The sequence below is a fragment of the Flavobacterium sp. SP2 genome, assembly GCF_057626655.1.
In genome coordinates, this window is sequence record NZ_JBVHBT010000005.1 from 208,106 (window position 1) to 231,639 (window position 23,534).

Here is a 23,534-nt window from a genome sequence, read left to right on the forward strand (position 1 = left end):
CTTTGCACCCTTATAAAATTAGTACTATACTGCATGGGGTCGACTGGTTTTGACAGCAAGTGGAATTAAATTGTAAGCACGCCGAGCGTTGTATTTTTAGCTCGTAAATCCAAATGTACAAAAACATAAACGGCGAAGGAAACTACGCTCTTGCTGCATAATCTGAATCATAGTAAGATTAGCCACGCTCCTACAAGGTAGGAAAGCAGGATTTACCTCGAAAGCTTTGGTTTGTGGCGGTCGGTATAGGTGAATCGTAAATACGAACCTAAGAACAGTGGAGCTTTGGAGCTGTTACGAAAATTTAAGAAGATAAGTATTTTGTGGCTGTTTCTGGCCAAGCAGAATAACGAAAATTCAATCAGGAAATAAGCGTGTAGAAAGCTCTTTGATTGCTTGTTTGGACCCGAGTTCGATTCTCGGCGACTCCACAAGTTACTTTTCAAAGTAAACTAAAAGCCCATAAATCTTAGGATTTATGGGCTTTTCTAGTTTACGAAATATCAAAATAAACTTTAAAAACATAATGTATTCGGGGGCAAATTCGGGGACAATTTTAAATTTAAAAAATTGTCCCCGAATTTAACGTCAAAGCTTATACAGCAAGGTGTTCAAACAATGAACATCTTGTGAACTTCTAAATCTAAGCGTAAATTTAAAAATCAGAAAAGTCACCACATTATGTCAAACAAAATTTCAATACTCTTCCATGCAAAGAGTTCCAGAGCACTAAGGAATGGATTACTTCCAATATATCTAAGGATTACAATTAATGGAAAAAGACTAGAAATTCAAACAGGCAAGCATGTAGAACGTTCCAAATGGAATTCAAATGCTGGCAGAATGAAAAGTAATTCTAAAGAGGCCATGCTAATTAATAGTCATCTAGATCTTTTAAGATCTAAAGTATACGAAACTGAAAACTTACTACTCCGCAATTCAAATAATATAGACCTAATTGAATTTAAAAATAAATTTTTAGGCATAAAAATTCAATCACACATGTTAATTCCAATATTTAAAGAACATAATAAGCGAATGGAATCATTGGTAACAAAACAATACTCGATTAATACATTAAAAAAATTTAGAACTACATTAAAGCATATTGAAGAGTTTCTATTTAAAAAGTATAAATTAAATGATGTAAGTATTGATAAAATTAACATCTCTTTTATAAATGATTTTGACTTTTATTTGAGGACAGAAAAAAGCTGTAATAACAATTCTACCATCAAATATGTTAGAAACTTTGGTAAAATAATTCAAGATTGTTATAATAACGAATGGATTGAAAGAAACCCATTTGTTAAATACAATGCTAAAATTAATCCCGTAGAAAAAGAAATCTTAAATAAAGAAGACTTAGAAACTATGTATAATAAATATTTACCTATCAGCCGACTTGATTTAGTTAGAGATATATACTTATTCGCTTGCTTTACAGGGCTAGCTTACGTAGACATAGAAAAACTAACTTCTGAAAATATTTCGATAGGTATTGACGGATCCAAATGGATTTTTACGCATCGGCAAAAAACCAAAATTCGTTCTAACATACCTTTACTTCCTATTCCAGAATCAATTATTGCAAAATATAAACACCATCCAAAATGCCAAAATTCATTTAAGCTATTACCAATTTTAAGTAATCAAAAAATGAATAGTTATTTAAAAGAAGTGGCTGATGTTTGTGGAATTAATAAAGAACTAACATTTCATAGTTCGCGACATACATTTGCTACTACAGTTACACTAGCAAATGGAGTACCAATGGAAAGCGTCAGTAAAATGCTTGGCCATGCCAGTTTAAGAACCACTCAACAGTATGCGAAAATACTTGATAAAAAGGTAAGTGATGATATGGAAATACTAAAACAAAAATTAACCCAACTTAATTTATCTAAAAGTTCTTGATTAGCTCACTTACTTTCTTTCTAAAATATAAAACTTTCAAATTCTAATATTCAATTCATAAATTAAACACTTTAAATTCTAAAACTGCAAATTCCCGTGATATTGACCACCCAAATCCAATTGTACGAATAAACAACAATTAAAAAATACCCTTACAAATAATTTTTTATTAAAAATTTATTTTTTAATTTGTAGTCAATAAAGAGGAAGATCTCTTTATTATGAATCTTGTTAAACAGAAACCGCCAATTTAAATTTAACCGCAAGATAATTAGTTCTATAAATGCTTAAAAACTAAGCGTGGGCAACAATTATTCTTGGTTATGGTGCTTGGCGGTGCCTTTTTTTCAGGATAATTAGTTTGTCCCACGCTATTTTTTTATTTCAAAAGTAGTAACGAAATCAATATTTCATATCTAAATTGAGCATTATATATCTAATATAAGCAAATAATATCTATAACTAGCACATAAAATATATTTAATAAAAATATATTTGTTCATGAATACTTGTAAATACTAAAACCGCCATAATCATGCTACAATTTCACTAAAATTCACTTACATTTTTGCAAAAATCTACAATTCTTTTAGTGCAGAAAACATATCATTTATTTTTTCTAAAATATAATAGTTTTTATGCATTGAATAAAGTATTCCAATCTATCATGAAATAAGAACTCAACGTAAGTAAAAACAAATTTTTATTTATTTCAAGAAATTATAATTTAATGTGTTGCACAAATTAATACTTTCAATCATAAGATAAAATAAGATACACTAGCCCAAGTACTATCGTTTACTTAAATTAATGTAATGAAAAACAGTATTTAAAACAAAATATGCAAAAGATATAATACCTAAATCTGAAATTAACCTACCAACCATGAAACCAACTATTCTAATTGTTGAAGATGAGTTAATCATTGCGCTAGACTTAAAAGAAATTTTAACTGAAGAAGGTTATGATACGATCATCAACATCACCAACGTGGACGACGCTATAAACGAAATTGAAACTTTAAATCCCTTATTAGTATTAATTGACATCAACCTAAAACAAGTTAAAGACGGCATCGATTTAGGAAACTATTTATTAAAAAAAGATACGATTCCGTTCATTTACATTACATCCTACTCCAACAAAACAACATTACAAAAAGCCAGCGAAACCAGACCTTACGGATACATTGTAAAACCTTTTAAACCCGAGGATATCAAAATAACGGTGGCTATTGTCCTAAATAATTTCAAATACCGAAACATTGATGTGTTAAGACAAGATAAAGAACTAAACGATGAAATCCCTTTTATTCTAAAACACACCATCACTTTTATAAACCAAAACATTACCAATAAAATAAAAATATCCGACCTAGCAAAGCAAACACGATGGGACTCGCAGCACTTCAATAGATTATTTACAAAATATATAGGTATTACACCCTACAAATACGTTATTATCAAAAAGATAGATTATGCCAAAACATTACTTTCCGAATCATCTATTCCTATAACACAAGTTTCCTTCGAATTAGGATTTAAAAGCCACAGTAATTTTTGCTCCGTTTTTAAAAAAATAACTGGAAAAACACCAGAAAGTTTTCGAAAATGCAACGAAATTAATATCTCGTACTTAAAAAAATAAAAAGTTAAAAAATATCGAGGTGCCAACTAAAATTTGTAATTGGCACTTTTTTTTTGATAAAATGATAATAATAAAATCTAAAATAAACAACAAAAGACAATAATAAGCACATTATTTCAAAGGTTTAAAAATAATTTTGTAAATAAATTAATCAAAAATTATGAAGAAAACGAAACTAAAATTAGAATTTGGTATTGTATTATTGTTTTTAGTGATGAGCTCTAGACTTTATGCTCAGGATGAAATTGATCCACCACCACCAGCACCCATAGACGATTACATAAATCTTGCGGTAATTTTTGGACTACTATTGGGAGTGTATTTAGTAGTAAAACATAACTTAAAATCAGAAACTAAATGAAAAAAAATCTAATCAAAGATTCTTTTTACACGTATTTTTCAAAAGCACTAACACTGTTTTTGGTAACTACGTGTGCAAACAATCTTCATGCGCAAGTACAGAATAATGGCACCGTATACGTAGGTCAAAATGCCATACTACATACAAATAGCGTTTTTACGTTTGGAACAGGTTCTATTACTAAAACGTTAAGAACTTCGGGCTACGGAAAGATTACTTTTGGAACTGGCGCTTCAGCAAACGGTTCAGCTTCAGGAGCTGCTTTGTTCGTAGATGGTTATGCCAACACCAGAAGCGCTGCTTACTTTGAACTTCCTACAGGGCAAGGCACTACCTATGCTCCAATTGGAGTTACTAATTTTGCAGTTACAAATGGAGTAGATGCCGCTTTTTACGATGGTGCTTTAACTAGTACTGTGGCAGATGCTACAATTCAAACCTTGCCATCATCAGGTTATTGGGATGTGAAAGGCGATAACGCAATACTTACTTTAAAATGGAATAGTAGCATTGTCTCGCTAACCAATTCTATTGCCAATCTTACGGTGGCTGGTTTAATTGGTACCACTTGGGTAGCCATTCCTTCAGAGGTTGCTACAGGATCATTGAGTACAGGAGCTATTGCTACCTCGGCAGCAGTAAACTTAGCTACTTATAGCGCGTTTACACTAGCAGAAAAAGGCATCACTTGTGCTCCACTAGTAGCTAACTCTGGTCTTACAAGTACATGGAGTGGCACGGCTTGGGATACAACTCCTACTTTAGCAGATGCTGCCGTGTTAGCAGGTCCTTACCCGAGTAATGCCGGTTCATTTGTTTGTAACTCATTAAATATTGGAACGAATGCTGTAACTTTAGCAGACGGACAAACCATTGAAGTAGTAAACGAAATAACAGGTACTGGTACCATTACCATGTCTAGTACAGCAAGTGTTATGCAGCGTAATGATGCAAGTATTATCACTCCAAACATTATTTTAACAAAAAGTTCTCGTGTAAACATGCGCGCCAACGACTACATCTACTGGGGTTCGCCATTAACAACCGATTCATTCAGCCAATTAGATGGTGCCAGAGCTTATGATGCTACTAATGTTTTAACAGGAACCGCTGCTGCATTCGATTCCAAATATGCCTACGCAGCAGGAATTATGGGTACAGCTGGCGGCTGGCAACCACTTGGTGCTACTACCAAAGGGCAAGGTTTTATTATGCGTATAAAAGACCAAGCACCGTATTCGGCCGCAACTCCTTACAGCGGTTACATCAACCTAACATTTACAGGTAGCGCAAACAATGGTTTGGTCAATGTACCGACAGCCAATGTTAATGCAACATCTACCACTAGTGCGAGAAACAATAATTTATTAGCCAATCCATACCCTTCCGCTATAGACGCTGATAAGTTTTTAGAATACAATACCACTTTAGATGGAGTGATTTATTTATGGAGAGCAACTACACCAAATCTAGGAACAAGCACTTCGAATTATGCTGTTGGCGATTATATTGCTTACACTAGAGCAGGTACTACGGGAATTTCTGGAATTAATGCCACTTTCAACGGAAAAATTGCTACCGGCCAAGGATTTAAAGTAAAAGCAATAGACACTGCTCCTACTGGCACAGCAACATTCAACAATTGCATGCGTGTTTCTGGAAATAATACACAATTCATGAAAATGAGCTCAAGTGCAACAACCACAAACATCGACCGATTCAATGTAAACATTACACATGCAGACGGAACAGGAAATCAAATTTTAGTGGCCTACATGCCAGACGCTTCTTTAGCTTATGACCGTATGTACGATGCTTCCTTAAATACAGTGAGTCCATTGCAAATGTATAGCATCCTAGACAGCGATACTAAAAAATTAGCCATCAACGCGCGTCCTGTTTTTGATGTGAACGATCAAGTGGCCGTTGGTTTCAAAAAAGAAACAACAGATGCAGCAATCTTGAGCATCAATGTGGCACAAAAAGAAGGTGTTTTTGCTTCTACTACACCAATATATCTGCACGATACGGTCTTAAATGTGTACCACAATTTTAACGATGGTGCCTACAGCTTTGCCACCACTGCAACAGAAGATAACAGCCGTTTCAAAATTGTATACCAAGGACAAACGCTTTCGAACAACCAGCTCAACGCTGCTGCGGTTATAGCCAATATCAAAAACAACACAGTAACCTTAACTGCAAATGCTCCTATGGTAAATTTTGCAATTTTTGACTTAACTGGCAAAAAACTGTACGAATCTAAAATACAAAATGCGACTAGTTTCTCTGCAGATTTCAATCACGCACAGGCATTGTACATCGCCAAAGTAACTTTAGAAAACGGTAGCACAGCGAACATTAAACTTATCAATCAAAAATAACATTTATGAAAAATGCTTTTTTTAGTGCTTTCTTGTTATCCTTCCTTTTAGGGCATACCCAAGAAAAAAACACTACCGATTACAACAAATGGTCTGTGGAACTTAGCGCTGGACAAAACAAAGCTGTGCGACCTTTTGCTGTAGGATACTATTCCTCTGACCCAACTAAATATTTTAATTTTTCAGGGGTAACTCATTATGATATTGGCGTTAGATATATGCTTTCAAATGCTTTTGGTTTAAAGTTAGACTACGGTATGGATCAATTTTCGGAACAATCTGGAGCAGGTTCCCTTTCATTTGATACTAAACTTAATCGTTTTGGCTTTCAAGGGGTTATGAATTTAGGCAGACTCTTGCGTTTTGAATCGTTTTCCAATCGTTTAGGATTATTAACACATGCAGGAGTTCATGTTTCACAATTATCTGTGAATGAAGGTGCAAACAAAAACATTACCGAAGACAATGGTGGGGTTATGTTTGGTATTACGCCGCAAGTGCGATTAACAAAATGGTTGGCACTTACAGCAGACTTTACTGTCATTAACAATCTTAGACAACACTTAAATTGGGATGGCTCTGCAGCTATTTCTGACGATAACCTTTCTGGTATGATGTACAATACTTCACTAGGTTTAACTTTTTACTTAGGTAAAAAAGAAAAACATGCCGACTGGTATTCTGAAAAAGATGTAGCTATAAATCCTGTTGAAAAGTACGACGATAAAGAACTAAAAAAACGTATCGAAGATTTGGAACAAAAAATTTTAGATTTCGACAAAGATAGGGTTCCTGATTATTTGGATTTGAAAAACGATACGGGTCTAAAAGTAGACTCCAAACTTAGATTTAGTGACGAAAACAATAAAGGTATTCCGGATAAAAAAGAAGAAAACCTAGAATATATAAAACCTTTTAATCCTTCAGAAGACGCTGAATACAATGCTATCATCGAATTTAAGTACAACATCATGTATTACGATTTTAGCAGAGTAGATCCCAACAAAGAATCAAGACAAAAATTAAAATTTGTGATAGATTACCTGCAAAAACATCCGGAATACAAAGTGCAACTGATAGGTTATACAGAGAATATAGGGAACGTAAAGTCTAACCATTTATTGTCTGACAGAAGAGTAGCCAAATTAAAAAACATATTGCAAAGTTTTAACGTAAGCGGAGACCGAATAACAATAGATGTTAAAGGTATCGACACCACCTACAGTCCCTCTAACAATGGAACCCCTTTGGCGCGAAGAGTAAAAATTGTAATAGTGAAATAATAATTAAATAAATTAAAATATGAATAATAAAATAAAAATTTTAACCGCATTTGCACTACTATCCTTAGGAGTAGCAAGTGCCCAAGTGGGTATCAATACCTCAACTCCCGATGGCTCAGCGGCACTTGATGTAACCTCTACAACCAAAGGTCTTCTAATACCTCGTATGACCTCTACACAAAGAGAAGCAATAACAGCTCCAGCTAATGGTCTATTGATTTGGAATACCTCTAACAACTCTTTCGAGGTGTACAAAACCGCTTGTACTTGTTGGGTAGCCGTTACCGATGGTGGTTACACACCTGCAAATAGTATGGAAAATACTCCTCCTACTGCTAGTACATTGAACTACACGGGCGAATTTAGAGACGGTGGTACGGCAACCATCCTGTACACCTATTCAGATGCACAAGGAGATGTAGAAGGAGCAACAACCCTACAATGGGAAATAGCTAACGATAACCTAGGTACTTCTAAAACCAATTTAAGTACTGGTGCATCAGTTACTTTTGGACCTGCTAACGTTGGACGTTTTGTGAGAATAAAAGTAACGCCAAGAGCAGCTACAGGTATCCTAAATGGAATAGCCTATTATGGCGCTTGGACGCAAGTTGTTGCTGGTACCCTACCTTATGGCTCTGCACTAAGTGTAACAGGTACTGTTACACAAGGAAGTGTACTTACTGGAGTATATACCTTTAACGGTGGCTCAGGTACTGAGAACACTTTAGGTTCTACTTACGATTGGCAATCAGCTACCAATAATGTTGGATTAAACATTCAAACCATTGCTTTTCCAGATGGTGCTACAGCGCATACCACAACCATAACTCCTTTGAGTACAGAAATTGGCAGATACATTCGTTTTGGAGTGAGAGCGATAGATAACACATCCTTTTCGGCTACTAATTTTGTGTACAGCAACTGGGTAGGCCCTGTTACTTTAGCTGCTGAAGCAGCACCAACTGCAAGTAATGTTACTTTTAGTCCTGCTAGTCCTGGTACCAATGTGAACCTTACTGCTAGTTACACATATGCGGATGCCAATGGGGATCCTGAAGGAACAAGTTTGTTTCAATGGTACACTGCTGATGATGCAACAGGAACCAACCAAGCCGCTATTGCTGGGGCAACCGCCACAACGTTTACAGTAACCAATGCGCAGGCAACTAAATTTATTGGTTTTGGAGTAACGCCAGTAGCAACAACAGGAACTACAACAGGTATTCAAGTAGTATATTACGACCCAACAGCTTCTGTAGGTTCCGCTACATTTACTTTTACAGGTGCTGCGCAAACCTCATCAAATTTTTATACGAATCGTTTAATGGATGCCTCAGATGCAATTGCTGTAAGCATCAACGTAACCTCTCCGGGTTCTATTAATTTTTCTACAACAACAGTAAACGGTTATTCTTTTAGTGGAGTTGGCACGTATGCTACAGGAGCACATACGGTGACATTAACCGCGGCAGGAACGCAAACGGCGTACAATGCAGGTGGAGATGCTTTCACCATTACAGGTTTGGGTTCAACTACACAAACTACTTCTTTAACGGTAACAAATGTAAAACTTGGTGCTAATTACACTACTCATTTCAACGGTATTATAGCTGAGGTTTCTGTTAATAACTTACTTTCTACTTATACTACGGGAGAAACCTTCAGTAACAACGGAACTTGTTTTTCTAAACCGATCTCGACTTCTGCTTGTGTGGGGAGTACAATTACAATAGGTGGTAACACCTACCCTATTGCAAACATTAACGGCCAATGCTGGATGACGCAAAACTTAAAAGAATTGCCAAATGGCGTGGCTGTAAATGCAAGCCAATGGCTAAATACAAGCCAAACAATAGATTTAGGATACTATGGTTACTTTAACACGATTACCACAAATGGTTCTGCAGGATGGGCTACGACAGAGCCAGCTGCTGGTGAAGGATTATTATACCAATGGAGTGCAGCCATGCTTGGAAGTACTACTGAGCGCGCAAAAGGTATTTGCCCTGCAGGATGGCACATACCAAGCGATTGCGAGTGGATGTACCTAGAACACGGGCAGGGTATGTCATTGAGTCAGCAAGTTCTTGTCAGCAATTCTAGAGCTAATACTGATGATAATCAAGGTACACCGGGGTATAAACTGCGTAGTGCAGGTGTAGGTCAAACCAATGCCTCTGGTTTTTCGGGCTTGCTTACCGGCAACCGCAATAACAGTGGTCTTTTCTTCAGTCGTGGGGCTAACAGTGGCTTGTGGTCTTCGTCTGCAACGAGTGCCAATCAGGCTATCAACCGCATCATCAACACGGGCAACAGAGGCGTGCAACGCACCATCAACAATAACTTCTTCGCCTTTAGTGTTCGTTGCCTTAAGGATTAGATTTATTAGATTAATTTTGGTTTATTTTGATCAAGATAATTTTATTTCTGCCCTTTCGGGTAGAAATAAAATTATTATTCTTTTTTTTAGGACAATCCAAGAAAAATTGACACTACAAAGTAATGATTGTAAAAACTATTATCTTTTTAAAGAAGGCATGTTTTATAAAGTCTATAAGGAAGGTGCGTTTATGTTTCAAAAAATAACCAAGTACAAGGTAAGTGCTAAATATTTAAAAGTGGTAAATACAACCATTTATACTATGGGGTTTCCTCAGAGTGTTCTTAATAAATACAGAATACAATACAAAATTAGCGCTCTTCATGATAAAATATTAAAATTCACAATAAATAATGTCATTTTTGAACTTGACAAATATGAACAATGGTACACTACCTTTGTTGTAAATGAAATGAAAAGTGCTACTTTGATTTTAAATCAATTAAAAGAATATCCATTAGCTAGTAAAACACCCATCGAGGTTTATATGTGTTTATACCAGTTGCAAAAATAATTATAAAATATGGCAAATTATACCGAATTAAATGTGTCTTAAGTTACTTTTGGGTTGCTTTTTGATTTATTGAAAGCCTCCAAAAGTTTCAATAGAGATTTTAAATATACTCTTTGAGAAAACCTTAAAAATGAAATGATAGATGCCATGATGTTTATTTGGCGTGCAAATAGTAACTACAACAAAGTAGATTATATTGACAAGGCGAGAGAAAGTATAGAAAAATGCCGCTTGTATATTAGGCTACTCTATGATTTACGACAAATAAGTATATAAAAATTTACCAAATGGAATATTGCCATACAAAACATTAGCAATCAATTAGCAGGATGGAACAAAAACCAAAACGCAGTAGCAAATGAGAAAACAGAAAACACATAGTCCATTGGCTTTTGCTGTGGAAATGGTAAAATAATAATTAAATAAATTAAAATATGAATAATAAAATAAAAATTTTAACCGCATTTGCACTACTATCCTTAGGAGTAGCAAGTGCCCAAGTGGGTATCAATACCTCAACTCCCGATGGCTCAGCGGCACTTGATGTAACCTCTACAACCAAAGGTCTTCTAATACCTCGTATGACCTCTACACAAAGAGAAGCAATAACAGCTCCAGCTAATGGTCTATTGATTTGGAATACCTCTAACAACTCTTTCGAGGTGTACAAAACCGCTTGTACTTGTTGGGTAGCCGTTACCGAGGGTGGTTACACACCTGCAAATAGTATGGAAAATACTCCTCCTACTGCTAGTACATTGAACTACACGGGCGAATTTAGAGACGGTGGTACGGCAACCATCCTGTACACCTATTCAGATGCACAAGGAGATGTAGAAGGAGCAACAACCCTACAATGGGAAATGGCTAACGATAACCTAGGTACTTCTAAAACCAATTTAAGTACTGGTGCATCAGTTACTTTTGGACCTGCTAACGTTGGACGTTTTGTGAGAATAAAAGTGACGCCAAGAGCAGTTACAGGTATGCTCAATGGAATAGCCTATTATGGTAATTGGACGCAAGTTGTTAGTGGTACGCTACCTTATGGTTCTGCCCTTAGTGTAACAGGTACTGTTACACAAGGAAGTGTACTTACTGGAGTATATACCTTTAACGGTGGCTCAGGTACTGAGAACACTTTAGGTTCTACTTACGATTGGCAATCAGCTACCAATAATGTTGGATTAAACATTCAAACCATTGCTTTTCCAGATGGTGCTACAGCGCATACCAAAACCCTAATTCCTTTAAGTACAGAAATTGGCAGATACATTCGTTTTGGAGTGAGAGCGATAGATAACACATCCTTTTCGGCTACTAATTTTGTGTACAGCAACTGGGTAGGCCCTGTTACTTTAGCTGCTGAAGCAGCACCAACTGCAAGTAATGTTACTTTTAGTCCTGCTAGTCCTGGTGTCAATGTGAACCTTACTGCTAGTTACACATATGCGGATGCCAATGGGGATCCTGAAGGAACAAGTTTGTTTCAATGGTACACTGCTGATGATGCAACAGGAACCAACCAAGCCGCTATTGCTGGGGCAACCGCCACAACGTTTACAGTAACCAATGCGCAGGCAACTAAATTTATTGGTTTTGGAGTAACGCCAGTAGCAACAACAGGAACTACAACAGGTATTCAAGTAGTATATTACGACCCAACAGCTTCTGTAGGTTCCGCTACATTTACTTTTACAGGTGCTGCGCAAACCTCATCAAATTTTTATACGAATCGTTTAATGGATGCCTCAAATGCAATTGCTGTAAGCATCAACGTAACCTCTCCGGGTTCTATTAATTTTTCTACAACAACAGTAAACGGTTATTCTTTTAGTGGAGGTGGCACGTATGCTACAGGAGCACATACGGTGACATTAACCGCGGCAGGAACTCAAACGGCGTACAATGCAGGTGGAGATGCTTTCACCATTACAGGTTTGGGTTCAACTACACAAACTACTTCTTTAACGGTAACAAATGTAAAACTTGGTGCTAATTACACTACTCATTTCAACGGTATTATAGCTGAGGTTTCTGTTAATAACTTACTTTCTACTTATACTACGGGAGAAACCTTCAGTAACAACGGAACTTGTTTTTCTAAACCGATCTCGACTTCTGCTTGTGTGGGTAGCACAATTACAATAGGTGGTAACACCTACCCTATTGCAAACATTAACGGCCAATGCTGGATGACGCAAAACTTAAAAGAATTGCCAAATGGCGTGGCTGTAAATGCAAGCCAATGGCTAAATACAAGCCAAACAATAGATTTAGGATACTATGGTTACTTTAACAAGAATACCACAAATGGTTCTGCAGGATGGGCTACGACAGAGCCAGCTGCTGATGAAGGATTATTATACCAATGGAGTGCAGCCATGCTTGGAAGTACTACCGAGCGCGCACAAGGTATTTGCCCTGCAGGATGGCACATACCAAGCGATTGCGAGTGGATGTACCTAGAACACGGGCAGGGTATGTCATTGAGTCAGCAAGTTACCAATGAAACTTATAGAGCTAATACTGATGATAATCAAGGTACACCGGGGTATAAACTGCGTAGTGCAGGTACAGGTCAAACCAATGCCTCTGGTTTTTCGGGCTTGCTTGCCGGCCAACGCAAAACAGACGGTACTTTCTTTGGTCGTCCGAGTGTCACCTACTGGTGGACTTCGTCTGCTACGGATCCTACTACGGTTCTAGACCGCCGTGTCTACTCGAGCCTGCGCGGTGTGGGTCGCTTCACAAGCAAAAAATGGAGTGGCTTTAGTGTTCGTTGTCTTAAAAATTAACACCTATAAAACAAACGATACGAAGGCCTTGGGCTTGCTAGCATAAATAAAAATTTGAGATTACTAAAACGCTCTACTCTTTTTAGAGTCGGGCGTTTTTCAACCAAACTAGTTTGTCTGTTTGTCTTCCATTCCGAAGTTTGTCTGTCATTCCGAAGGAACATAAGGGTCTTAGGATATTACGTAAATTACCAACAACTTATCTACAACAGACATAAACAAAAAACTATCACTAACCATAAAACAATAATCAAAACATGCCATTTTTAAATTTCGACAGCCGTCATTTTTCTGCAGCAGAAAAAACTACAATACAAGAGGCCTTAGCATTATTAGAATCAGCCCTAATATCCAAGCTAGCCAACCTCAACCCACAAGAACGCCAACAATACGGTAGCGTAAATGAGTAAAACAAGGGCATCATCAACAAAGTAAAAGACAACCGCGAAAGCCAACCCAACCTAAGCAGCCCAGATGTGGATTGGAGCGAGTACCTGCAAGACCACGACAGCCGTGCCTTTTTGCAAAACCAAGCCGAACGCCTAACCGAGTTAGTACGAGGAATGGAAAACGCCAAAATACTACACGATTGGGACAACTACCAAGCCGCTTTAGTAGATTACAGTTACACCCAATACAAAAACAACTCAGGTGCCACCGGCTACGCCACCAAAGAAACCGAGTTGAAACATTTTTTTAACAGAACAGGAACCACAAAAGCCGATAACCCCACAAATGACGTTCAAGAATAATACTTTGAGGTCCAATACCCCAAAAACGAGCAATACAACCTCTTTCTTGGGGTTCACAAACCAAAAACAACCATAAAACAACCCCAAACATGGAAAAAACAACGGCAACAACATAAAAAAATAACACCAAGAAAAAAATAAAAAAAGCTCAGTGACCTCCGTGCCTCCGTGGTGAGTTAACCACAAAGACACAAAGAACACAAAGAAAAAAACTCTTCGAACTCAGCGCCTTCGCGGTAAAAAACAGTCCACCGCAAAGAAGAAAAGAACGCAAAGAAAAAAATAAAAAAACTCCGTGACCTCCTTGCCTCCGTGGTAAGTTAACCACAAAGACACAGAGAACACACAGAAAAAAAAATTACAGAAAACGAAATAGCCACAAAAATTATCGGTGCAGCCATAGAAGTTCACAAACAACTCGGTCCAGGGCTACTAGAAAGCACCTACGAAAGTTGTTTAGTTTATGAACTCAGGCAAATGGGCTTAAAAGTGCAACAGCAACTAGCATTACCAGTAATATACAAAGAAGTTAAACTAGAGGCAGGCTATAGAATAGATGTGTTGGTGCAAAATAAAGTAATCATAGAGTTAAAAAGCCTAGAATCATTAGCAGACATGCATACGGCTCAATTATTAACCTATTTAAAACTAAAAGATTTAAAGTTAGGACTATTAATCAATTTTAACGAAGTGCTTTTAAAAAATGGACTTAAAAGGATAGTAAACAAATTATAAAAAAACTCAGCGAACTCAGCGCCTCCGCGGTAAAAAACAATCCACCGCAAAGACGCAAAGAACGCAAAGAAACAAACTCAGCGCCTCCGCGGTAAAAAACAATCCACCGCAAAGACGCAAAGAACGCAAAGAAGAAAAAAAAACTCAGCGAACTCAGCGCCTCCGCGGTAAAAAAATAAATACAAAAAATGAAAACAACAAACACAAAATTAAAACATCTCGCTTCTTGCTTCTTGCTTCTTTTCTCAATATACACCTTTGCACAAGACAGCATCGTAATACAAGGCGAACTCAAAAACAACAGCCGTTTTGCCAAAGTAGTAATCAATAAGTTTGGTATTGGGAGTTTTGCTATTGGCGCCTTCCCTATCGAAAACAACAAATTTACCATAACCGCACCCATAGATATAGAACCAGGAGTATACCGCTTGCAATACAGCCAAACCGCTAATGAGTATATAGATGTCATCATCAACGGCAAAGAAAAAAACATTGCTTTTAGCCTAGACCTCCAGAACGACGCCGAAAAAAGAAAACCCATTTTTACCCAATCGCAAGAAAATCAAAATTGGTACGGCTACCAAAACCAAAGCCAACTGCAATTGCAAAAAATAGCCGCTTTACAACAAGCTCTGGCAGGCTACCCTAAGGCTACCGATAAAATTGTAGCACAGTTGCAAACTGCTCTAACACAAGAACAACAAAACTACCACAAACAACAAACAACCTTTTTAAAAAACTACGCAAACACTTGGGCAGCAAGCATGGTCCAAAACAAACAGGTATATTTTACCAACCCTAAAGACGATTGGCGTTTGCAAGATCTTGCAGTCCGAGACCACTATTGGGACAAGGTAGATGCAGGCAATCCTGCACTCATAAATTCGCCATTGTACACCGAGCTTATTTTAGAATACCTAAAATACTACATGAATCCTGAAATGCAATTTAGCGAACAAGAGATGAACACAGGTTTTATAAAAAGTGTCGATACCATTATGCAAAAATTTAGTACTAACGAAGCAACCAAAAAATTTGCACTTCAATACTTGCAATTGGGTTTTAAAGAACTAGGTAACGAAAAGGTATTACAGCATATTGACGAAAAGTATCAAGAACTAGCAGCGCAATGCCAAGACGAAGCCGACAAAACAGCCTTTGATAAACGAATGGCGGGTTATGCCGCTATGAAAGAAGGCATGCAAGCACCCAACATTACCTTTACCAATAACAGCACTTTATACGACATTCAAAGTGAAAAAACAATCGTAGTTTTTTGGGCAAGTTGGTGCCCGCATTGTATGGAAGAGCTTCCCAAAGTAAACGCTTGGGCAAAAGAAAACCCCAAGACCAAAGTAGTAGCCATAAGCCTAGACGAAGACCGAACAGCTTATGAAACCACAATACAACAATTTCCAAACATTTTTCACAACACCGATTTAAAAAAATGGGATGGCAAAGCAGTAAGCGATTATTACATCTACGGTACACCTACCTTTATAGTTTTAGACAAAGACAAAAAAATAGTAGGTAAATATGACAGCATTGAAGGTTTGGAAAAAGTGAAATAAAAAATTAATAAAATCGAAATTTTGACCAAAAACTATCTAAAAATTATAAAAACAATTAATCCTTAATCAAACATGAGCAAATTTAAAACTTTAGCAGCAGTATTTTTTCTTATCTTCTTTCAAAATGTGGTAAGTCAAGTGAAGAGTAGTGCAATTCCGTTTCAGTTTCAAGCAAAATCAGTCAATGCCTTTGAAATTGAACTACCACAAAAACTTGAGTATGTGACCGAAATATTTAAATCAAAATTTGAAATTGATCGCTTAGGTACAGCTAAAAAGACGGAGAATAATTTTTTGGTATTTAACCAAATTAATTTTACAAAAATTAGCACTAGCTACTTAGACATTTACTATCAAATGAACGAAACCAAAACAGATAATGGCTCTTATATTAAAATTATCGTGCTAATTAGTAAAGGCTACGACAATTTTATAAGCCTCGAAAATGACAAAAGTGCTTCTCAAAACATTTTAGATTTGCTTGACGAACTCGGCGTTAGTGTTGAAAGGAAAAATTTAGAAATTCTTATAGGAAAAAAAGAACAAGATGTAATGAAAGAAAAACAAAAACTGCTTTTGCTAGAAGAAGAATTAGTAGCGGTTGAAAATCAAAAGAGAGAAATCGAAAAAAACATTGCATTAAAAAGTGCCATTTTAACCGCGCATGCAAAAACAACTTTAGATAGTGCAAAAGAGTTGGAAAAATCAAAGAAAGCTTTAAGTGATTTTGAAAAAAATGCTACTACCAAAAATAAAGCAACTCTTAGGAAAGTAAGTGAGAAATAATCTATACCCTTACAAATGCAGGGACATGCTAATAATTAACAACAATAAGTGTTACCATGAACGAATATAAAAACGATAAAATAGTAAACGGTACATCTTTAAACAAAAACAAAGACTATTTTTCATACGATTTAGCCATCAAATATCGATTAATTAAGTCTAGTACTATTTTTGATACCACTTTTTTTGATCCATTTGTTACCTTGGGATTAGGACAAACGATAATCGACCATTATATTTAAGTATACCTACCCTCATTTTGATACAAAAAAAACAAAAAAATTGGAGGTAAATATGCCCGCTTTGAAGTGGTAGAAAAAGCGAAATAACAAAATAAATTACTTAACATTTTTTTCCTAAAAAATTTAAAATATGGCATCCATTCTTCCAAAAACATCTGTATTAGGTTATGACAATGCAACCCATCTGTTAAAAAGAGTAACCTATTGTCTTAACAAAACTTTAATAAATGATTATGCACTCAAAACACCTCAGCAAGCTTTAGATGATTTGTTTGTATTTATGCAACCAAATCCCGCAAAACCCTTAGATAATTTAAATCAAACTTTTATACCTACATTTTATGAACCAAATGTTCAAGCTATAAACGATAATCTACGAGATAATGTTATGAGTTGGTATGTGCATCAAGCTTTAACGATGCCTACCATACAATTTAAATTATTGAATTGGTTACATACACTTTTTATTACAAGTAATTTGGGCCGAGGTAGTGCAGAGATTTTTGATTATATGGAATTACTGAGATATCATACTAACGGTAGTTTACAAGATTTAGCCATTAGAATGTCTCGTAACATCCACATGTCTACTTACTTAGACAACCGATTTAATACCTTAATAAGTCCCAATCAAAATTATGCTCGTGAGTTTCTTGAGTTATTTACCATATTAAAAGGACCTCAAATTGCAACAGGCAATTATACCAATTATACAGAGCATGATGTACAGCAAGCTGCTAGGGTGTTTACAGGATTTACAGTTTCTACTTATAACCCAACAACAAGATTATCCAACGTAGATCCTATTACAAAAATTCCTCATGGTACTATTAGTATCACAAATCACGATTCGGGCAACAAAACATTTAGTGCCGCTTTTAACAATACCGTCATTACGGGAAGCAATACACAAGCAGGAATTCAACAAGAATTAGCTGATTTTGTAGCCATGGTTTTTAATCAAACGGAAACGGCAAAAAACTATTGCAGGCGCATGTACCGCTATTTTGTAAGTAGAAACATAACGCCCGAAATAGAAACGGATATCATCACTCCACTTTCTACTTCACTGATGGCAAACAACTATAACGTAATGCCGGTAGTGAAACAATTACTTTGTAGCCAGCATTTTTATGATGAAGATGATGGTATTGTAGGGGATGAAGTGATTGGAGCTTTAGTAAAATCTCCTCTAGAATTGTGCTTACAACTGTATTCTATTTTTCAAATTTCGCTTCCAAATTATGCTACTAATGCCCTTTCTATAAACAATTTTACTCGAGTAAGAATTATTAATGTCATTACAACATGTTCATTTCAGTGGCTTTATCCTCTAAATGTTAATGGTTATCCTGCTTATTCAGATATATTGAATTATGATAAAAATTGGATAACAACAAGTTCTTTGCGTAATCGATATTCATTGTTTATTGATCAATTAATTACTGGATTTACATACACAGGACATTTATATAGACTTGACACCCATACTTTTGTAAAAAATAGCGGTCATTTTTTAAATCCTGCTAATGCAGATGTATTATTACAAGAGTTTTATGACCTTTTGTTTACTGCTACTCCTCAAGGTACACGACATACTTACTTTAGAGAAGCGCTATTAGACAGTTTAAGTACCATCAACTGGCAAATGGATTGGAATGCCTACATCAGTACAAATAATCATACAACAGTCAAAATTGCTCTTGATAGATTGGTGCGTGCGATGGTCAAATCGCCTGAGTATCAAGTAATGTAAATTGTAACAGATAAATTTTAAAAAAAATGGATAAAAGAAAATTTTTAAAATTAATAGGCACTGCTACGGTAGGTACGCCATTTATGTTGAATGGCTTTACTGCGCAAGCCATGACGCAATTCTTAGATTTTCCAATAAGTTGCGATGGCATAAATAATCGGGTCATGGTCATAGTTCGTTTATCAGGAGCAAATGATGGTTTGAATACCGTTATTCCAGTTAGTCAATATAGTACTTATGCTGCTCTCCGACCAAACATAAGAATTAACGAAACAGGAACTGGCGCCTATATCCCTCTTGATAACAGCCAGACAGACGCTAAAAAAGTCGGTTTGCATCCAAGGATGACAGGTTTTAAAAATTTATATGACAATGGAAAACTAACATTAATAAATGGTGTGAGTTATCCATCACCTAGTTACTCGCATTTTGCATCTGAAAACATAATGTTTTCAGGATCAGACGGCGCTGCTGATGTTTCTGATGGAATTTTTGGTAGGTATTTAGCTGCTGTATTTCCTGGATTAGCAGGAAATCCTTCTAATGAGCGACCTGATCCTTTGGCCATTCAACTAGGAAGTTCAAATCCTTGTTTATTCTATGGTCACAGTCATGAAAACAATATAGAATATAATATGACATCGTTACAAGGAACGTTATTTGGACAATTGAATAGAATTATGCCACCAAATTCGGAACACCAAGAGCTATTAAATTACATTACTGGTGTTCAAAATAGTATGGATAGATATTATAATAGAGTAACAGAAGTTTTTAATTCGGGTTCAAATTCAACCATTGCCTATCCTACAAGCGATCTGGCTAAACAATTAAAAACAGTAGCACGAATGATTAAAGGAGGTTCTAAAACGAAAATTTTTCAGGTCAATCTAACAGGCTTTGATACACATGTCAATCAAATACAAAGTGACGCAACGCATTTAGGGCGTCATGCAAATTTATTAGCAACCATATCCAATGCAGTCGTTGCTTTTCATGCAGATTTAGCGGCAATGGGATTAGAAGACCTAGTAATGACTACTACTTTTAGCGAGTTTGGACGACAAGTACGACAAAACGGTAATTTAGGAACAGACCATGGCGATTTATCACCTTTCTTTGTGGTAGGTTCTAATGTAAATCCTGGCATATTAGGAAATCATCCCGTTTTTACTGATACTACTTCATTTTATTACAACAATGCAACGCAAAGGCGTTACGACTATCGTCAAATTTTTGCCACACTTATGCAAGATTGGTTGGGTGCTAATGATTACATGATGACACAAACAGAGCTAAATACATTTGCAAAAATACCATTGGTTAAAAATACAGCAAACGCATCACTAAATGGTTGTCTGGTAGGACTTCTTAATTCTGATGTTAAAGTAGGCATCAGTGCACAAAACAATTTAGAAGATAGAATAAAAAACAATATTGCAAGTGGTGATTTAGTTTTAGAAGCTAAGGGTAAAGGTATGGTTGTTACACGTTTAACTACAACGGAAAGAGATTTGCTTACTGCGGTTGAAGGGATGTTAATTTATAATACCACTGAAAACTGCTATCAATTATATAATGGAGTACTTTGGAAATGTATAGAACGCGTTAATTAATAAAGGCAGCAAAAGTATATTAAAAAGTTGTAAACTTCTATTATAAGCATATTCAACAATTATTTTTTTAACACTATATAAATTTACAATAATGAATAAAATATTTTTTTTAATCCTATTTGGTACCTGCTTTCATAGTACCGCGCAAGTGGCTATCGGCAAAAATTCAGTTAATGGTTCAGGAATTTTAGATTTTGATTTAAATCTAAAAGGAGGCATTGTATTACCCCGGGTGACTGAGATGCCAACACAAACCGCGGCCGTTACAGATGGTACCATCTTGGTTAACACTGTTGATGTTTCCAGTGTTGCAGTGCAAGTGAGACAAAACGGTGCATGGGTTAATTTAACAGATGATACACCTTTGCCAAACCTTGATATCAATACAGCTCCTGATTTACTTAATGGTGTTATTCTGGGATCAAATACAAGTACTGCAACAGGAGTTTTGGTTTTACAATCATCAAATAAAGCGTTGATTTTACCAAAAGTTACAGATATTACCCAGTATAGAAATGCAGTTGTTGGAACTCTTTTTTATGATCTGGCTACTAAAGCATTAGCAGTTTTTGATGGAACTAAATGGATACTTTGGAAGTAGAATGCTATTTAGAGGTAAACATTTAAAAAATGTATTTAAGTTATAGTGAGAACGTAAATTACGTTGAATACTTAGAAGTTCACAATAAGATTGGCAAACTAACAAATACTTGGATAGTTAATATAAAATAAATATGAAATCGCGATTAACAACAATTTTACCTAATAGCGATGGTAATGGTGCCAACGCAGACCATGTGCATATTTATGAAAATCCAAACCCTTTGAATACAACAGCCTTTCAAAATAAAAACAGCGTGTTTATATTCCCCAATCCTGACCAAGATTTTATAGCTGTTTCAGGCAAAACGACAGAACCAAATTATACCCTATTTTCTATTTTAGACATAAAAATTTCTAATGGAACTATCACAAACAACCAAAAAATAGACCTTCAAAATTTAAGCAACGGCATCTACTTCCTAAAAATAGATAATGGAAAGGACATAAAATTTTGTAAAGAATAATTATACCTTAAACAAGCATTTTGTAATTGAAACTAGCCCATAAATAGTAAAATTAACTTTGACAAACCAATTATTTTACCAAAATAAAACAACACCATCATGAAAACACAATTCTTATTTTTATTACTGCAATTACGATGTCGAGAAATACACAACCTTTTCCTTGCATTTCAGGTTGTTTTAATTTTACATAATTTCCTCTAACTTCAAAGGCCAATAACTTTTGGATTATCTACACGCCAACAGCTTATAGTAATATTGGGCGAAGAGGTTTCAAAATATCTCCTCCACTTGGATTTTTTGAGGCTAAAAAAAACTGTAGTTATGTTTAACCTAGCACTTGTAATATATTTTGGAAAATGACAAAACATTATGAAAAAGTTTAAAAGGCAAAAATCTTTCCGACATTTACGAGTGGATTATTATTCACTCGCCTTAAAATAATTCAGACAAAAAAGTTTATAAAATAATTTAAACTTTTTGGTTAAAATGTTACTATATTAGCTTTATTTAAAATCAAATTTATACTAACATTATTTAACGAATATTCGTTTATTTTAAAGTAGATTTTTAATATTTTATTAAAAATCTACTTTTTTTATGTTAATTTGTAGTACGTATCTAAATGAACTGAAAAATGAGTTATTCTAGAAATTAATAAACATATTACTAGCCCTATGAAAAAACTTTTTATTGCAATACCATGCCTTAATTTTATTTGTAGTAATGCCCAAATAGGTTTCAATTCAAATCAAGTTCACTGGATTAAGTCTGCAGTTGTATCAACGCAACTGAATTCAAATAATGGTTTTGATTATAATAAAAGTGTTATAAAGTCCATTAATTTAAATTTTGTACCTACAAATATTGAAACGTCGTCGTTTTGGATATTAATATTTATTGTACTTATTATGATAATTTATTTTTTCTTTCTTATCGGCACATTCAATAGAAAAGAACGAGAAAAGCACCTAGAAAAATTTATCAAGCAAAGGACTAAAGAATTGCAAGAAAGAAATGACGAATTAATCATCAGTAAAAAATTAATTTCGAAGTCACTTTTGGAAAAAGAATTATTGTTTAAAGAGCTTCACCACCGAGTAAAAAATAACCTACAATTAATCATTAGCATCTTTAATATTCAGGCCAGAAGAAACAATTTCATCAACATACAGGAATTTTTACAAAAAGGTGAAACCAGAATAAAAGCTATTGCTTTAATTCATGAAAGATTGTATCAAAATGAGGGATCGTTAGATAAAATTGACTTTCAAAATTATTTGCAAAATCTCATCAACTCCATAAAAGAAACACTAAAAAATGACGATGATTTAATTAAAGTTCACATCAATGCTAAAGAAAATGTATTAAATTTAACAACCGCTATTCCAGTCGGACTAATAATTAATGAATTAGTTACAAATGCCTTTAAACATGCATTTCCAGACAATAGAACAGGCAACATAACTATTATATTAAGTAAACTAGAAAACAATAAATTTTCTTTGATCGTAGAAGATGATGGAATAGGTTGCTCTTTTACCAATAAGGATTCAAAATCTTTCGGAAAAGAGCTAGTACATCTATTGACCAATCAACTCAATGGGAATGTCAATTTTGTACGTAATAACGGTACTAAATACTGTTTAACTTTTGAAGAAATTATATACTAATTTTAGTGAAATTTATTAATAAATATTTCGTTGTATATCTTCAAACTAA

Annotated in this window: 18 protein-coding genes and 1 other RNA gene; all 19 read left to right on the forward strand. The window is 35.3% G+C overall.

Going from position 1 to position 23,534, the window contains the following annotated elements:
* Window positions 1-35: 35 nt before the first annotated feature.
* The 19 genes from ssrA to ACZ098_RS12055 all read left to right on the forward strand — a co-directional run bounded on the left by ssrA (window position 36) and on the right by ACZ098_RS12055 (window position 23,485).
* Window positions 36-434: a transfer-messenger RNA gene (ssrA, locus tag ACZ098_RS11965) on the forward strand.
* Between the two features lie 247 nt (window positions 435-681).
* Entirely contained in the window at window positions 682-1,917 is a 1,236-nt protein-coding gene (locus ACZ098_RS11970; RefSeq protein ID WP_487311984.1) for a site-specific integrase, read from the forward strand.
* 885 nt (window positions 1,918-2,802) lie between these two features.
* Window positions 2,803-3,564, forward strand: a complete 762-nt coding sequence (locus ACZ098_RS11975) for a helix-turn-helix domain-containing protein (protein ID WP_487311985.1) — start codon at window positions 2,803-2,805, stop codon at window positions 3,562-3,564.
* Window positions 3,565-3,724: 160 nt separating this feature from the next.
* Complete coding sequence (locus tag ACZ098_RS11980; protein WP_487311986.1) at window positions 3,725-3,925, forward strand: hypothetical protein; 201 nt, start codon at window positions 3,725-3,727, stop codon at window positions 3,923-3,925.
* The gene (locus ACZ098_RS11985) at window positions 3,922-6,309 is read left to right on the forward strand and encodes a hypothetical protein (RefSeq protein WP_487311987.1); all 2,388 of its coding nucleotides are present in this window, start codon (window positions 3,922-3,924) and stop codon (window positions 6,307-6,309) included. Before ACZ098_RS11980 ends, ACZ098_RS11985 begins: the two co-directional genes overlap by 4 nt.
* Before the next feature lie 5 nt (window positions 6,310-6,314).
* Window positions 6,315-7,592 carry an OmpA family protein gene (locus tag ACZ098_RS11990; RefSeq protein WP_487311988.1) on the forward strand — a complete coding sequence of 426 codons (1,278 nt, stop codon included), beginning with the start codon at window positions 6,315-6,317 and terminating at the stop codon, window positions 7,590-7,592.
* Between the two features lie 19 nt (window positions 7,593-7,611).
* Complete coding sequence (locus tag ACZ098_RS11995; protein WP_487311989.1) at window positions 7,612-9,975, forward strand: FISUMP domain-containing protein; 2,364 nt, start codon at window positions 7,612-7,614, stop codon at window positions 9,973-9,975.
* A 106-nt stretch (window positions 9,976-10,081) separates the two neighbouring features.
* Entirely contained in the window at window positions 10,082-10,489 is a 408-nt protein-coding gene (locus ACZ098_RS12000; RefSeq protein ID WP_487311990.1) for a hypothetical protein, read from the forward strand.
* A 434-nt stretch (window positions 10,490-10,923) separates the two neighbouring features.
* Window positions 10,924-13,287, forward strand: coding sequence for a fibrobacter succinogenes major paralogous domain-containing protein (locus tag ACZ098_RS12005; protein ID WP_487311991.1), 2,364 nt, complete (start codon window positions 10,924-10,926; stop codon window positions 13,285-13,287).
* Window positions 13,288-13,763: 476 nt separating this feature from the next.
* Window positions 13,764-14,039: a hypothetical protein gene (locus ACZ098_RS12010; protein ID WP_487311992.1), complete on the forward strand. Its 276-nt coding sequence runs from the start codon at window positions 13,764-13,766 to the stop codon at window positions 14,037-14,039.
* A gap of 372 nt (window positions 14,040-14,411) precedes the next feature.
* The gene (locus tag ACZ098_RS12015; protein WP_487312101.1) at window positions 14,412-14,774 is read left to right on the forward strand and encodes a GxxExxY protein; all 363 of its coding nucleotides are present in this window, start codon (window positions 14,412-14,414) and stop codon (window positions 14,772-14,774) included.
* 188 nt (window positions 14,775-14,962) lie between these two features.
* Window positions 14,963-16,345 carry a thioredoxin-like domain-containing protein gene (locus ACZ098_RS12020; protein ID WP_487311993.1) on the forward strand — a complete coding sequence of 461 codons (1,383 nt, stop codon included), beginning with the start codon at window positions 14,963-14,965 and terminating at the stop codon, window positions 16,343-16,345.
* Window positions 16,346-16,417: 72 nt separating this feature from the next.
* Window positions 16,418-17,131: a hypothetical protein gene (locus tag ACZ098_RS12025; RefSeq protein ID WP_487311994.1), complete on the forward strand. Its 714-nt coding sequence runs from the start codon at window positions 16,418-16,420 to the stop codon at window positions 17,129-17,131.
* Between the two features lie 56 nt (window positions 17,132-17,187).
* A complete protein-coding gene (locus ACZ098_RS12030; RefSeq protein ID WP_487311995.1) occupies window positions 17,188-17,373 on the forward strand; it encodes a hypothetical protein in 186 nt (61 codons plus the stop codon).
* Window positions 17,374-17,503: 130 nt separating this feature from the next.
* Window positions 17,504-19,129, forward strand: a complete 1,626-nt coding sequence (locus ACZ098_RS12035; protein ID WP_487311996.1) for a DUF1800 family protein — start codon at window positions 17,504-17,506, stop codon at window positions 19,127-19,129.
* Window positions 19,130-19,155: 26 nt separating this feature from the next.
* Window positions 19,156-20,745, forward strand: a complete 1,590-nt coding sequence (locus ACZ098_RS12040) for a DUF1501 domain-containing protein (RefSeq protein WP_487311997.1) — start codon at window positions 19,156-19,158, stop codon at window positions 20,743-20,745.
* A gap of 91 nt (window positions 20,746-20,836) precedes the next feature.
* On the forward strand, window positions 20,837-21,346 hold the full coding sequence (locus ACZ098_RS12045; RefSeq protein ID WP_487311998.1) for a hypothetical protein: 510 nt from the start codon (window positions 20,837-20,839) through the stop codon (window positions 21,344-21,346).
* 133 nt (window positions 21,347-21,479) lie between these two features.
* A complete protein-coding gene (locus ACZ098_RS12050) occupies window positions 21,480-21,812 on the forward strand; it encodes a T9SS type A sorting domain-containing protein (RefSeq protein ID WP_487311999.1) in 333 nt (110 codons plus the stop codon).
* 677 nt (window positions 21,813-22,489) lie between these two features.
* On the forward strand, window positions 22,490-23,485 hold the full coding sequence (locus ACZ098_RS12055) for a sensor histidine kinase (protein ID WP_487312000.1): 996 nt from the start codon (window positions 22,490-22,492) through the stop codon (window positions 23,483-23,485).
* Window positions 23,486-23,534: the final 49 nt, after the last annotated feature.

Coding starts and splice junctions, on each gene's coding strand:
- ACZ098_RS11970 (WP_487311984.1), top strand. CDS start 682: ATGTCAAACAAAATTTCAATACTCTTCCATGCAAAGAGTTCCAGAGCA.
- ACZ098_RS11975 (WP_487311985.1), top strand. CDS start 2,803: ATGAAACCAACTATTCTAATTGTTGAAGATGAGTTAATCATTGCGCTA.
- ACZ098_RS11980 (WP_487311986.1), top strand. CDS start 3,725: ATGAAGAAAACGAAACTAAAATTAGAATTTGGTATTGTATTATTGTTT.
- ACZ098_RS11985 (WP_487311987.1), top strand. CDS start 3,922: ATGAAAAAAAATCTAATCAAAGATTCTTTTTACACGTATTTTTCAAAA.
- ACZ098_RS11990 (WP_487311988.1), top strand. CDS start 6,315: ATGAAAAATGCTTTTTTTAGTGCTTTCTTGTTATCCTTCCTTTTAGGG.
- ACZ098_RS11995 (WP_487311989.1), top strand. CDS start 7,612: ATGAATAATAAAATAAAAATTTTAACCGCATTTGCACTACTATCCTTA.
- ACZ098_RS12005 (WP_487311991.1), top strand. CDS start 10,924: ATGAATAATAAAATAAAAATTTTAACCGCATTTGCACTACTATCCTTA.
- ACZ098_RS12020 (WP_487311993.1), top strand. CDS start 14,963: ATGAAAACAACAAACACAAAATTAAAACATCTCGCTTCTTGCTTCTTG.
- ACZ098_RS12025 (WP_487311994.1), top strand. CDS start 16,418: ATGAGCAAATTTAAAACTTTAGCAGCAGTATTTTTTCTTATCTTCTTT.
- ACZ098_RS12030 (WP_487311995.1), top strand. CDS start 17,188: ATGAACGAATATAAAAACGATAAAATAGTAAACGGTACATCTTTAAAC.
- ACZ098_RS12035 (WP_487311996.1), top strand. CDS start 17,504: ATGGCATCCATTCTTCCAAAAACATCTGTATTAGGTTATGACAATGCA.
- ACZ098_RS12040 (WP_487311997.1), top strand. CDS start 19,156: ATGGATAAAAGAAAATTTTTAAAATTAATAGGCACTGCTACGGTAGGT.
- ACZ098_RS12045 (WP_487311998.1), top strand. CDS start 20,837: ATGAATAAAATATTTTTTTTAATCCTATTTGGTACCTGCTTTCATAGT.
- ACZ098_RS12050 (WP_487311999.1), top strand. CDS start 21,480: ATGAAATCGCGATTAACAACAATTTTACCTAATAGCGATGGTAATGGT.
- ACZ098_RS12055 (WP_487312000.1), top strand. CDS start 22,490: ATGAAAAAACTTTTTATTGCAATACCATGCCTTAATTTTATTTGTAGT.